This window comes from Tardiphaga sp. 839_C3_N1_4, assembly GCF_051811045.1.
GTDB lineage: Bacteria > Pseudomonadota > Alphaproteobacteria > Rhizobiales > Xanthobacteraceae > Tardiphaga.
Genome location: NZ_JBPWQD010000001.1, coordinates 3,295,755 through 3,309,380 on the forward strand (window position 1 = coordinate 3,295,755; position 13,626 = coordinate 3,309,380).

The 13,626-nt window shown below is 61.2% G+C and carries 10 protein-coding genes; 5 read left to right on the forward strand and 5 right to left on the reverse strand.

Translation table 11 applies throughout. The annotated features are described in order from the left end of the window. Nucleotides 1–130: 130 nt before the first annotated feature. The 3 genes from AB8A38_RS15835 (at nucleotide 131) to AB8A38_RS15845 (ending at nucleotide 4,458) form a co-directional block, all read left to right on the forward strand. Entirely contained in the window at nucleotides 131–496 is a 366-nt protein-coding gene (locus AB8A38_RS15835) for a DUF1304 domain-containing protein (RefSeq protein WP_439086598.1), read from the forward strand. A gap of 324 nt (nucleotides 497–820) precedes the next feature. Beyond that, a complete protein-coding gene (locus tag AB8A38_RS15840) occupies nucleotides 821–2,815 on the forward strand; it encodes a methyl-accepting chemotaxis protein (protein ID WP_439086600.1) in 1,995 nt (664 codons plus the stop codon). 440 nt (nucleotides 2,816–3,255) lie between these two features. Further along, nucleotides 3,256–4,458: an ABC transporter substrate-binding protein gene (locus AB8A38_RS15845; RefSeq protein WP_439088532.1), complete on the forward strand. Its 1,203-nt coding sequence runs from the start codon at nucleotides 3,256–3,258 to the stop codon at nucleotides 4,456–4,458. A gap of 180 nt (nucleotides 4,459–4,638) precedes the next feature. Here the strand turns inward: AB8A38_RS15845 and AB8A38_RS15850 are convergent, their stop codons facing one another. After that, a complete protein-coding gene (locus AB8A38_RS15850; RefSeq protein WP_439086601.1) occupies nucleotides 4,639–5,001 on the reverse strand; it encodes a hypothetical protein in 363 nt (120 codons plus the stop codon). Between the two features lie 215 nt (nucleotides 5,002–5,216). Between AB8A38_RS15850 and AB8A38_RS15855 the strand changes: the two genes are divergently transcribed. Further along, nucleotides 5,217–5,966: a DUF5131 family protein gene (locus AB8A38_RS15855; RefSeq protein WP_439086602.1), complete on the forward strand. Its 750-nt coding sequence runs from the start codon at nucleotides 5,217–5,219 to the stop codon at nucleotides 5,964–5,966. Here AB8A38_RS15855 and tcmP read toward each other — a convergent pair. After that, nucleotides 5,922–6,818 carry a three-Cys-motif partner protein TcmP gene (gene tcmP, locus AB8A38_RS15860; RefSeq protein ID WP_439086603.1) on the reverse strand — a complete coding sequence of 299 codons (897 nt, stop codon included), beginning with the start codon at nucleotides 6,816–6,818 and terminating at the stop codon, nucleotides 5,922–5,924. The genes AB8A38_RS15855 and tcmP overlap by 45 nt on opposite strands. A gap of 613 nt (nucleotides 6,819–7,431) precedes the next feature. Continuing rightward, a complete protein-coding gene (locus AB8A38_RS15865; RefSeq protein WP_439086604.1) occupies nucleotides 7,432–8,559 on the reverse strand; it encodes a sensor histidine kinase in 1,128 nt (375 codons plus the stop codon). Between the two features lie 173 nt (nucleotides 8,560–8,732). Here AB8A38_RS15865 and AB8A38_RS15870 point away from each other — a divergent pair, with 173 nt between their 5' ends. Then, on the forward strand, nucleotides 8,733–11,006 hold the full coding sequence (locus AB8A38_RS15870) for a transglycosylase domain-containing protein (protein WP_439086605.1): 2,274 nt from the start codon (nucleotides 8,733–8,735) through the stop codon (nucleotides 11,004–11,006). Nucleotides 11,007–11,131: 125 nt separating this feature from the next. Here the strand turns inward: AB8A38_RS15870 and AB8A38_RS15875 are convergent, their stop codons facing one another. Both AB8A38_RS15875 and AB8A38_RS15880 read right to left on the reverse strand, forming a co-directional pair. Beyond that, the gene (locus tag AB8A38_RS15875) at nucleotides 11,132–11,968 is read right to left on the reverse strand and encodes a M48 family metallopeptidase (protein ID WP_439086606.1); all 837 of its coding nucleotides are present in this window, start codon (nucleotides 11,966–11,968) and stop codon (nucleotides 11,132–11,134) included. 290 nt (nucleotides 11,969–12,258) lie between these two features. Continuing rightward, nucleotides 12,259–13,584, reverse strand: a complete 1,326-nt coding sequence (locus AB8A38_RS15880) for a polyhydroxyalkanoate depolymerase (protein WP_439086607.1) — start codon at nucleotides 13,582–13,584, stop codon at nucleotides 12,259–12,261. Nucleotides 13,585–13,626 lie beyond the last annotated feature (42 nt).

The window sequence follows — 13,626 nt, forward strand, 5'->3', positions numbered from 1 at the left end:
GGCGGGGAATCTCGGTATAGTATGAACACATCGGGTTTCCCCGCCATTCCAATCGGAATGGCTGAGGTTCGCGACCGCCAAGAGGCGTTCGCGCCCCGGAATGACAGTTGGGTACTAACGGGGGGCTCTCATGAACTTCATCGGCAATCTTCTCACCGCGCTGGTCGCGGCGCTGCACATCTATTTTCTCGTGCTGGAAATGTTTCTCTGGCAGAAGCCGCAGGGCCTGAAGACCTTCAAAAACACGCCGGAGAAGGCCGAGATCACCGCGATGCTCGCGGCCAATCAGGGCCTCTATAACGGTTTCCTTGCCGCGGGGCTCATCTGGGGCCTGCTGCATTCCGCGCCCGCCTTCGCGTTTCAGATCAAGGCATTCTTCCTGCTCTGCGTCATCGTCGCCGGTGCCTATGGCGCAGCAACGGTGAGCAAGCGCATCCTTTATGTACAGGCCGCGCCGGCGGCGCTGGCGCTGATCGTGTTGTGGCTGGCGACGTAATCCACCCATTCATTGTCGTCCCGATGAAAGCCGGGACGACAATGAGAGTTACGCCTCGCGATGCTTTTGCTGATTTAGCCAACTAAATTCGGCGACATCTTTTCATAAAAAACATCGGCAGTTGCTGCATCATCGCGCTGACATCTCGTGCGCGCGTTGCGTTGCGCATGCTGCATTTCATTGTGACATGCGAATGTCAGAGTCGGCGCGACTCTCGTAACCATCCTGCGCGCGTTTTGTAAAAGCGATGCAGAGCTGAGCTATCTAGATCGTCGTTAGGTGCACCGCGCGATGCGGTCACGGCATCAACGAGGATGAGTTCTCTTGTTCAAATTCTCTCTGCGCGCTCCAGCGATCCGACACTATTTTCCGCGCATCAGATTTGGCCTGCGTATCCAGATCGCATTGATCGGCATCATGGCTGTCGTGCTCACCGGCACGATCTGCCTCATCGGCCTCGCCTATGAGGCAGACGCGCAGCGCCAGTCGGATGAAGCCGTCAAGCTGCGCCAGCATGTCGTGGGTCTGTCGGCGAACTATCTGGAAGCCGGACAGGTCGCCAATGAATTTCTGCGCAAGCATGATGAGAAGCTGATCGCTGTCCATGGCGAGATCGTCACCACAGCACTGGCGAATCTGTCGGCGATAGACACCATCGTCGACAAGCGCCCCGAGGGCGATGCGCTGAAACAGGGCTCGGCCCTACGCGCGGGTCTCAATGTCTATCAGACCCGCTTCAACAACATCGCCTCGATCCAGAAATCGCTGGGGCTCAACGAGACGCTGGGCCTGCAGGGCCGGCTGCGCGCTGCGGTTCACGACGCCGAAACGCGGCTGGCACAGTTCGACCAGATCCGCCTGGCCAATCTGATGCTGATGATGCGGCGGCATGAGAAGGACTTCATGCTGCGCGGCGAGGAAAAATATGGCGACCAGTTCGACAAAAGGCGCGACGAATTTTCCGACGCGCTGAAGGCGGCCACGCTGCCCGACGCAGCGCGCGATGAACTCGCCGCGCTGATCAAGGCCTATGGCGAGAGTTTTCTCGCCTATTCGGTGACGCAGACCACGTTGAATGACGAAGTCGCCGACTTCGCGATGGTGTTTCAGCGCAACCGGCCGGCGCTGGATGGCCTCGTAGCCGCGGCCCAGGCCGAATACAACGCCGCCGAAGTGCGTGCCGCACAAACGCGCCAGATCCTGACCTGGACCATCGCGCTGGCGACGATCCTGATCGGCCTCGCCGCCGTGTATTTCGGCCAGCGCATCGCGCGTGCGATCGCAGATATGACGCAGGCGATGCAGACGCTGGCCTCGGGCGATTTCGCCGTGGTGCTGCCCGGCCTCGGCCGCGCCGACGAGATCGGCGACATGGCGCAGGCGGTCGAGACCTTCAAGCTGCGCGCGCAGCAGAAGGCGGCGGATGAGCTCGACGCCAAGCTGCGCGAGGAGCACAGCACCGCCGAAGCGCGCAAGGCCGACATGAACCGGCTCGCCGGCGACTTCGAAAGCGCGGTCGGCCGCATCGTCGAGACGGTGTCGTCGGCCTCGGCCGATCTGGAAACCGCGGCGGGCACGCTGACCTCGACCGCAGCGCGCTCGCAGCAACTGACCGAGGTGGTCGCGGCAGCTTCCGATGAAGCCTCCGCCAATGTGCAGTCGGTGGCCTCCGCCACTGAGCAGATGTCGTCATCGGTCAACGAGATCGGCCGTCAGGTGCAGGCCTCGGCTGTGATTGCTGGCGAAGCGGTCGCGCAGGCCGAAACCACCAACCGCCAGATCGGCGACTTGCTGAGCGCGGCCGACAAGATCGGCGAGGTGGTCCAGCTCATCAGCGCCATCGCGCGCCAGACCAACCTCCTCGCGCTCAACGCCACCATCGAGGCGGCGCGCGCCGGCACCGCCGGCCGCGGCTTCTCGGTGGTCGCCGCCGAGGTCAAGGCACTGGCCGAACAGACCGCGAGCGCCACCGGCGAGATCGGCCAGCAGGTGTCAGGCATTCAGCAGGCGACGAAGAACTCGGTGGCGGCCATCAAGGGCATTGGCAGCACCATCGGCCGGATGTCCGAGATCGCCTCGACCATCGCCGCAGCCGTGGAGCAACAGGGCGCCGCCACCGCGGAGATCGCCCGCAAGGTGCAGCGCGCTGCGCAAGGCACCTCCGATGTCAGTGCCAATATCGCCGACGTCAAACGCGGCGCCAGCGACACGGGTCTGGCCTCCTCCCATGTGTTCTCGGCCGCCCGCTCGCTGTCCGGCGACAGCGCCCGGCTGAAAGCGGATGTGGCGAGCTTCCTGGCGTCGGTGCGGAGTGCGTGAGGGGCGGCGTTGTCTACATAACATTGGCAAATGGAGTTAGCCGCCGGGAGCGCCGGGGCGCTCCTTCTCCCCGCATGCGGGGAGAATGGTGGGATGAGGGGCATGGCACGCGGCCGGCGACAAACGCTCGCCCTCGGATCGCACTGATCGTCCGAACCGCGCCTACCCAATTTGCATCAAGATCGACGCTCCGCCCCTCACCCGCCGCGAAGACGCGGCGACCTCTCCCCGCAAAGCGAAGCTTCGCTTCGCCGGGAGCGGAAAGAGGTCAAGGAAAGTGCCTATCTCCTCGCCTTGCCAACCTCAAATCCTTGCCTCACACTCCCGGATAACGACGGCGCCCGCACGGGAACGACTGTCGAGTGACATATCATCAGGGAGGCAACGACATGAGAACTACGCTTCTTCATCGCTTCGCCACATCGGCCAAATTCGTCGGGATGGCGGCGATTGCGCTCACGGCCACATCCGCCGCGATCAATCCGGCATCCGCGCAGAAGAGATACGATCCCGGCGCCACCGATACCGAGATCAAGATCGGCCAGACCGTGCCGTTCTCAGGCCCCGCCTCGGCCTATTCGTCGATCGCGAAAACCCAGCTCGCTTATTTCAAGATGGTCAACGACCAGGGCGGCGTCAACGGCCGCAAGATCAACCTGATCCAGTATGACGACGCTTATTCGCCGCCGAAGGCCGTCGAGCAGGTACGCAAGCTCGTCGAATCCGATGAGGTCCTGCTGACCTTCCAGATCATCGGCACGCCGTCCAATGCGGGCGTGCAGAAATATCTGAACCAGAAGCAGGTGCCGCAATTGTTCGCCGCCACCGGCGCCACGCGCTTCACCGATCCGAAGAACTTCCCCTGGACCATGGGCTACAATCCCAACTACCAGACCGAAGGCCGGATCTACGCCAAATACATCCTGAAGAACCATCCGACCGCCAAGATCGCCATCCTCTGGCAGAACGACGATCTCGGCCGCGACTATCTCACCGGCATGAAGGCCGGGCTCGGCGACAAGGCCGCATCGATGATCGTGTCGGAAGCGTCCTATGAACTGGCCGACCCGACCATCGACTCGCAGATCGTCAAGCTGAAGTCATCCGGCGCCGACCTGCTGTTCAACGCCTCGACGCCGAAATTTGCCGCGCAGGCGATCAAGAAGGTCGCGGATCTCGGCTGGAAGCCGATCCACATCGTCGACATCAATGCCACATCGGTGGGCGCGGTGCTGGTGCCTGCGGGGCTCGACAATTCCAAGGGTCTCATCTCGACCAATTACGGCAAGGACCCGCTGGACCCGCAGTGGAAGGACGACGAGGGCATGAAGCGCTACATGGCCTTCATGGACAAATATTATCCCGACGGCGACAAGAACTCGAACTTCAACACCTATGGCTACGGCAATGCCCAGCTCATGGTGGAAGTGCTGAAGCGCTGCGGCGACGACCTCACCCGCGCCAATGTGATGAAGCAGGCCAGCAGCATTTCGGGCTTCAAGACCGATCTCGGCCTGCCCGGCATGAGCCTCTCCACCTCGCCCACCGACTATCGCGTCAACAAACAGCTGCAGATGCAGCGCTTCAACGGCGAGCGCTGGGAACTGTTCGGCCCGATCATCGAGGATGACTCGGCGGGTTAGGCTGCACGCGACAAAGCCACGCGCGGAATCATCGGCGCGTGGCTTTGAACTTAATTGCCATCAACCAAAACTCCGTCATGCCCGGGCTTGTCCCGGGCATCCACGTCTTGCTTGAAGTGACAACGAAGGAAGGCGTGGATGGCCGGAACAAGCCCGGCCATGACGAGAGCCTGGTCGTGATTAAGCCGTCTTCGCAAACATCGTCAGCACGCCGTCGGCGATATTGATCGCCACCACCTGCGCCGAACTCATGCCCTTTTCCTTGAGCGCATTGGCGGCCGCCGGCGAGGCGTCGATCGAGGCGCGCAGCGCCTGCATATCCTCGGCGCTGGATTTCGACACGACCTCCTCGACCTGCGCCTTCACCGCCTCCGGCAATTGCTTGATGTCCACCACCTGGATGCTGGAAATCTTGGCGCTGGTCCGCTCGCCGGATTTGGCCGGTGCACTTTCAGCCTGGGTCGCCGCTCCCTGTGCGAGCACGAAACCCGGCGTGCCGAGCGAGAGAAGGGCCGCGATGGCCGTCGCTGTGATGATGCGCATGGTCGTTCCTTTCCGGTTGGGAAGGAGCGAAGTAGTAGCGGGGAAGTGTGCGGAAGGTCTGGAGCAGGTGTGGTAGTTTGGTGAGATCAATGCGGCGATGGTGTGAGAGACATCGCGAGCGTAGATTTTCACCGAGTCTATTGAGTAGGCTTGGAAGACTGAGTAACTAAATCTAACCACTTTCTTGAGATTCTATAGGAACTTGAGAGGCTCCTATGGCTGACACATCGATCGAGTGGACCGACGCAACGTGGAATCCGGTCGCCGGATGTACCGTGCTGACAGCTGGATGTACAAACTGCTACGCAATGCGGATGGCCGCCAGACTCGATGCGATGGGCGCAGAAAAATACAAAGGGCTCACTCGCAAGAGTGGAGGCAGAGCGGTTTGGACCGGGAAAATTCGTCTCGATGAAAAATCACTCGATGCGCCGCGATCATGGTCGAAGCCGCGCAAGGTCTTTGTGAATTCTATGTCCGACCTGTTTCACGACGATGTGCCGGTCGAGTTTATCCGTCGTGTCTGGAATGTGATGCAAGACACACCGCGCCACACCTATCAGATTTTGACAAAGCGCCCGGAGCGGATGGCGAAGATTCTCAACCATCCTGGCTTTTCCGAACTTCCGAATGTGTGGCTTGGCACAAGCGTCGAAGATGGCCGCGTTCTCAATCGCCTGGATGCGATTAGAGCCGTGCCGGCTGCAGTCCGGTTTGTATCTCTAGAACCACTCATTGGATCTGTTGCCGCGGGCGACCTACGAGGAATTCATTGGGTGATCGTTGGCGGGGAGAGCGGCCCGCGCTCACGCGAGATGAAGCTCGAATGGGTAGATGAGATCGAAGCTATGTGCCGACGATCAGGAGCAGCATTCTTCTTTAAGCAGTGGGGCGGAAAGAACAAGAAAGCGGCTGGCCGCCTACTTCGTGGTCGAACTTTTGATGAGATGCCGCTTCGGGTCTAAAAGATGACTCCCGATATTCGTTGCTAAGCCAATTGCTTTTGGCGTCTTGTTTGAGATGCAGAGAAAAAGTGAGAACATCTGTGGCCCTTTACGAACGGGCAATGCCAGCGGCTTGAGAACTTTGCTAAATATGGTGCTGAGCCTCTTCTGAACATAAGCTTCAAGTCCGCGAGGGTCCAAGTCCCTTCGCCGTTCGGGAATGGCACCCAGCAGGTCGGCCGCCTCAACAGGATATAGCTCTGACTCCCACGCTGCAGAGCCGAACATACGCGTAAGCGCAGCACGCTTAGATTCATCGATATCCGGTAGGCGACGCGTTGCCTGTCTAAATAGGCCTGCTAGTGGGAACAAGAACCAAACGTCTATTGCTTCTGTTGAGGCAAGTGCTTCTAGCGTGGACCATTCGACCTCCATTCCGTATGGATCAAGGAAGACCACAGCTCGCTTGTCATCCCATCTGTTGTTGTCGACTAGTTGTCGCAGTGCTGTATTGGCATCTTCTTCCGCGACCACAATCTTCCGCTGAAGATTGTGCGCAGCTAGATCGTTTAGTGCAGCCACGTAATTTTTATTTTTTTCGATAAACACGAGAAAATCGAAAAGTGGGCGCGTATCGATGGCAATTTGAGCCGAGCCGCGCCGGCGCTCAACCACCTCGTCGGCTGGTGCCTCAACGAGAGAGGCTCCCTTTCGCTCCGTTCGCACTGTTCGACTGCCTGTCCCAGCGAAGGCGTCGATGTACCAAAGGTTCTTAAAGTGAGGCCTTAGAGCGGTCGTGAATGCACGTAGATATCCTTCAATGATGGATAGCTTGAGTTCGGTGTGCTGACCTCCAAACTCGTGATCGACCATCTACAAGCCCCACTCGGAGGCCTCCCCAGACCCTCAAATTAGAATGCCTCAACCACTACGCGAGAACAAGATTGAACTAACTTTTTAGCTGTCATCAGTTGACACCTTTATAAGCCAGACTATATTCCTTTCCGTCCTACTCACGAGGGGCGCTTCTCGAGGGCGCTTTCGAAGTGGAGTTTGGATGCGGCGCCTGCGGACGTGCCTCGCAAGCACGGACTCGGGAGGTCGGGGGTCACCGTCCGGGCCCACTACGGGGCTCTGCCGGAAACGGCTGGACGCGGTGCGGGTGAAGGCAGGCGAAAGCCTGTCCGGAACAGAGGACTTATTAGTCCTGCCCAGTACCCGGAAGCGCGGTCCCTCGAACAGAAAAGCCGCGATGGCGCGCCGAAAGGCGATGCAAGGGCCTTCGCAAGGCTGGAGCGAAACGCGAGAGTGTTGAAGTTGCGCCTTTCGGCGCGTCATCCCCCTCACCTTTCGAGGGGGAAAACCGGTCCACCCGCTTTGCGCCAAAGGCGCGATACGGACGGCGCGTGGGCGCAGCAATTTTCCGGCGAAGGAGGTGGCTGTTTGAAAATGTGGAAGCAACAGACGTTGCGACGCGGTGAACGCGTCACACTTTCGACGTCACCGTAAAGCGGCTGCCGCCCGCGCTGCTGTCGATGCTGAGTTCGGCATCGAGACGACGCACCAGGGCGGTGACGACGCGCATGCCGACGCTGCTGCCTTTGGCTGCGTCGAAACCCGCGGGCAGACCGTGTCCCTGATCGGCCACGCAGAGCGACCAGCCGCCCGGCGTGGGATTGAAGCTGACATCGACAGGCCCGCTTCTGGCGCCATAGGCATGTTTGAAGCTGTTGGTGACGAGCTCCGCCACGATGAGGCCCATTGCGCTGGCGAGATCGGACCGCATCATGAGATCGGCCGCCGTGACATTGACCGCCGTGATGCTGGCGGGCGCAGTTTCCTGCAGGCTGCTGCAGATGCGCCGGAGAAAGGCGGCGATCTCGATATCTTCGAGGCTGCCACCGAGATGCAGCTCCTTGTGAACCGATGCGATCGCCAGCACGCGGTTGCGGGCCGATTCCAGATTGTCGCGAACGTCGTCATTGGCGGCGCTGCGCATCTGCAGGCTGAGCACCGACTGCACGAGCTGCAGCGAGTTCATCACGCGATGATCACCTTCGCGGGCGAGAATGCGGTTCTCCTCGACGATCAATTCGGCCTTGAGCCGGCCGGCGCGCTCGACCGCGACCAGCTTGCGCAGTTCGAGCGCCTTCATGACCTGATCGGCCATCAGGCGAAGAAAGGCCTTCTGGGTCTCGTCGAGCTCGCGCGGCTTGTAATCGAGCACGCAGACGGTGCCGAGCGGCAGTCCGTCGGAGGTCTGCAGGAGCGCGCCGGCATAAAAGCGCAGGTGCGGATCGCCGGTGACCAGCGGATTGTCGGTGAAACGGCGGTCCAGCGTGGTGTCCGGCACGATGAACAGGCCGGGCTGCAGGATGGCGTGGGCGCAGAGGGAACTGTCGATGGGCGTCTCGCGCACGCCGAGGCCGACCTCGGCCTTAAACCACTGGCGTCCGTCGTCGATCAGATTGATCACCGAAATCGGAGCGTCGCAGATCGCCGAGACAACCTTCACGACATCGTCAAACTCCGCTTCACGCGGCGTATCGAGAATGTCGTAGCTGCGAAGGGCAGCAAGCCGCCTGTCTTCCGCCTGGTGCAATTGTGCCTTCACGGAAGCGTCCTGAAATCCAAAAACGAGTATGCAAATGACCGTGCGCCAAAAGCGTTGTGCTGTCGAGCAGACGCGCCGGATGGAACCTCGTTTCCCTTACGTTAACTTCTGCGTAACCGCCCCTTAAACCGCGGAGGCTAGGCTCGCGGTATCGGGTGGCGTGGTGTTTGCGTATGGCGTGGGGCAAGAAAAAGAGCGGGCGCAAGGAGCCGACCTTCGGGCTCGGCGCGGCGCTGTCCGATCTGCGCCTCACGGCGGATGATCGCGTGCCCGGCGGCGGCGATGATCGGCCGAAGAAAACGCCCAAGCAGGCGCCGAAGCGCGAGTCCAATAATGGCGGCGGCGACAAGCCGCGCAAATCCCGAACATCCAGCAAGGCGCGCAGCTCGGGCGGTTTCGGCAAGGGCATCAAGCGGCTGTTCTACTGGGGCGCGGTGCTGGGCCTGTGGGCGGCGATCGCCATTGTCGGCGTCGTGATCTATGTCGGCGCGCATCTGCCGCCGATCCAGTCGCTGGAAATTCCCAAGCGCCCGCCGACGATCCAGATCGTCGGCATGGACGGCACGGTGCTGGCAACGCGCGGCGAACAGGCCGGCGCCAATGTGTCGCTGAAGGATCTGCCGCCCTATCTGCCGAAGGCCTTCATCGCCATTGAAGACCGGCGGTTCTATTCGCATTACGGCGTCGATCCGATCGGCATCGCGCGCGCAGCGGCGACCAACCTGATGCATCGCGGCGTGTCGCAGGGCGGCTCGACGCTGACGCAGCAGCTCGCCAAGAACCTGTTCCTGACGCAGGAGCGCACCATGGCGCGCAAGCTGCAGGAAGTGGAGCTGGCGTTCTGGCTGGAGCGCAAGCACAGCAAGGCCGAGATCCTGGAACTCTATCTCAACCGGGTCTATTTCGGCTCCGGCGCTTACGGCGTCGAAGCCGCGGCGCAGAAATATTTCGGCAAGCCGGCGAAGAACGTCACCGTCGCGGAAGCGGCGATGCTGGCGGGGCTCGTAAAGTCGCCGTCGCGGCTGGCGCCGAACCGCAATCCGGAAGGCGCCGAGGCGCGCGCCAAGGTGGTGCTGGCGGCGATGCAGGACGCCGAATTCATCACCGCGGCGCAGGCCAAGGGCGCGACCGGCGTGCCGCAATACAACGTCAAGCCGGTCGGCGCCGGCACGGTGAATTATGTCGCCGATTGGATCGGCGAAGTGCTGGACGATCTGGTAGGCCAGGTCGACGAGAGCATCATTGTCGAGACCACCATCGATCCCAAGCTACAGACGGTGGCCGAAGCCGCCATCATCGACGAACTGGCCGCCAAGAGCGTGAAGTTCAACGTGACGCAGGGCGCGCTGGTGGCGATGACGCCGGACGGTTCGGTCCGCGCCATGGTCGGCGGCAGAAATTACTCCGAGAGCCAGTTCAACCGCGCGGTGACCGCGAAGCGCCAACCGGGATCGAGCTTCAAGCCGTTCGTCTATCTCACCGCCATCGAGGCGGGGCTGACGCCGGAGACGATCCGCACCGATGCACCGATCGACATCAAGGGCTGGAAGCCGGAGAATTACACCCACGAATATTTCGGCTCGGTGACGCTGACCCAGGCGCTGTCGATGTCGCTGAACACGGTGGCTGTGCGGCTCGGCCTCGAGGTCGGCCCGCAGAATGTCGTGCGCACCGCGCATCGCATGGGCATCGCGTCGAAGCTGGAAGCCAATGCCTCGATCTCGCTCGGCACCTCCGAAGTGTCGATGACCGAACTGGTCGGCGCCTATGCGCCCTTCGCCAATGGCGGCCTCGCCGTGTCGCCCCATGTGGTGAATCGGATTCGCACGGTGGAAGGCAAGAAGACGTTGTATACGCGCCCGGCGGAGACGGCGAGCCAGGTGATCGACGCCCGCGCCGTGGCTGCCATGAACACCATGATGCAGCAGACCATCCTCTCCGGCAGCGCCAAGAAGGCCGAACTGCCTGGCTGGTACGCTGCCGGCAAGACCGGCACCAGCCAGGATTTCCGCGACGCCTGGTTCATCGGCTACACCTCGCAGCTCGTCACCGGCGTCTGGCTCGGCAATGACGACAACTCGCCGACCAAGAAGGCGACCGGCGGCGGATTGCCCGTGGAGATCTGGTCGCGCTTCATGAAGACGGCGCATCAGGGCCTGCAGCCGCAGCCCGTGCCGGGATTGGCGCCGTCGAATTCGTTCAGCACCAATCCGATCGGCCAGGCGCTGTCGAGCCTGCTGCCCGGATCGAGCGCACCGTCGCCATCAGCGCCACCGGAACGCGGCTATGTGCCGAGCGCGCCTGTCTATAATGGCTATCGCCCGCAGCCGCCGGCGCCGACCCAGACCAACTACCCCGCCGCGCGCCAGCAGCCGCAGCAAAACGTGCGGCCGGAAGCCGCGAGCGGATTGGATGGCTGGCTGACGGAGCGGTTGTTCGGAAGATAGAGGCGGCGTTCGGGCCTCTCCACGTCATTGCGAGGAGCGAAGCGACGCGGCAATCCAAAAGTAACGAGCGCAGGAAGACTGGATTGCTTCGCTGCGCTCGCAATGACGGTCGAGAGTGAGAGTGCCTACTCCTGTACGCCGAAACGATGCAGGTCGTTGCCATGGGTATCGAGCCAGGCCTTGGCGCGTTCGGTCGCCGGGCAGATACGCCCGACCACGCGCCAGAACTTCACCGAGTGGTTCATCTCAACGAGATGCCCGACTTCATGGGCCGCGAGATAGTCCAGCACGAAGGGCGGCGCGAGGATCAGACGCCATGAGAACGACAGCGAGCCCTCGGTGGTGCACGACCCCCAGCGGCTCGACTGATCGCGGATCGAGATCCGCTTCACCTTGACGTTCAGCTGCGCCGCATAGCGGTTCGATGCCTTGACGAGATCGGCCTTGGCTTCGCGCTTGAGGAAATCGTGGATACGTCGGTCGATATGCTCGACATCGCCGGCGACGCAGATGATCTTCTCGCCGCTGTCGCGGGTCTCGGTCCACACCGTCCCCCGCCCCGCACGGTGCACGATTCTATGCGGAGTTCCCCGCAGCGGAACCGTTGTGCCGTGTTCGAATGGTGCTGCCTTCGGCAAACGACCGAGACGCGCGGCGATCCAGGCGCCATGACGCTGTGCGAAGTCCTTTGCATCGGCCAATGACCCACGCGGCGGCATGGTCAGGATGGCTTCACGCTCGCTCGGATGAATGCGCAGCGTATAACGCGTCGCACGGCGGTGCCTGCGCAGGCGTATGGCGAAGATCTGGGAGCCGTGTTTGACGGCAAGCGTGTCTGGTTCGGTGGGGCGGCGATAGAGAAGTGCGCGGAAGGCCATGTCAGTAGTCCCGGTCGTCAGTAGATCGACCGGATTCTGCCATAACCGCCGCCACGGGAATTGCTCGGCGCAAAAACAAATCATTTGCCCAATATACGGGGTCAAAAGGCGATTTGTCCCCTACCGGATGGGGTCCGAAACAGGAATCTGGATTCAAAAGAACGTTGAATTTCGGAATCTAGGAGTGAATCGCGCACCGCTGCTAGGAATAGGCGGAAAATCCGGTTTCCATGCCTATTTTCAAGGGCTTAGAAAGCCCGCCGCCACAACTCACAAGCGATGATCGCGCACTTCTACGATGTTGTTTTCGATTCATCGATGGTGATCGCGCACATGCGATGACCTGCATCGTCACCGCATGTGCGTGTGTTGAATCACTCAGCAGCAGCGGCGCGATGTCGTGCGCTTGCTGCGCTCAGCATGAAGTCAGACACGCGCGGCACGATTTCAGATTTGAATCGCGATCCATTGAACACGCCGTAGTGTCCAACGCCCTTCTGAACGTAATGCACACGACGCTCATCGGGGATCGAACTGCACAACATATGCGTCGCTTCGGTCTGACCGAGGCCCGAGATGTCGTCGTTCTCGCCTTCGACGGTCATCAGCGCAACGTTGACGACCTTCGACGGATCAACAGGCTTGCCGCGATGGGTCATCTCGCCCTTCGGCAACGCGTGTTTGACGAACACGGTATCGACCGTTTGCAGGTAATACTCTGCTGTCAGATCCATCACCGCCAGATATTCGTCGTAGAAGTCGCGATGCTTGTCGACGAGATCGCCATCGCCCTTCACCAGATTCTGGAACAGCTTCTTGTGCGCGTCCATGTGGCGGTCGAGATTCATGCTGATGAAGCCGTTCAGCTGCAGGAATCCCGGATAAACGTCGCGCATCACGCCCGGATGCGGAAACGGCACCTTGGTGATGACGTTATTGCGGAACCAGTCCATGCCCTTCTCCGCAGCGAGATTGTTCACGGCGGTCGGATTGCGGCGCGTATCGATCGGGCCGCCCATCAGCGTCATCGATAGTGGCACATAGGGATCGTTGTCGGCTTCCATCACGGAGACGGCGGCGAGCACCGGCACCGCGGGCTGACAGACAGCGAGCACATGGACGTTGCCACCGAGCACGTGGAACATCTCGATCACATAGTCGATGTAGTCTTCGAGATCGAAGCGGCCCGCGGCCAGCGGCACCTGGCGCGCATCCGACCAGTCGGTGATGTAGACCTCATGGGTCGGCAGGAAGGCTTCGACGGTACCGCGCAGCAATGTCGCGTAGTGACCGGACATCGGCGCCACGATCAACACACGTGGCTGCGGTGCGCGCAGCGGACGCGGATGCTTGCGATCGAAATACAACAGACGGCAGAACGGCTTTTCCCAGACCGAGCGGATCTCGATCGGCGTGCGTACGCCGTTCACTTCAGTATCGTGGAGACCCCATTCCGGCTTGCCGTAGCGACGTGTGGTGCGTTCGAACAATTCGCAGCCCGCCGTCACCGACTTGCCGAACTCGGTCCGCGAGAACGGGTTCAGCGGATTCTGAAACAGCATCCTGGTAGCGTCTGTCATCGCGCGCGCCGGATTGAGCGACGCGTAGGCCATCTCATACATCCAGTACATCGGGGTGGTCAGAGCCGGGCTCGTCTCGGACGGCAGGGCTGGCGGCCTGCCAAATTCACCTATCGGCATCTGTCCTCACTCGTTTAGCATCCGCTTTTGCGCTGCAGTATA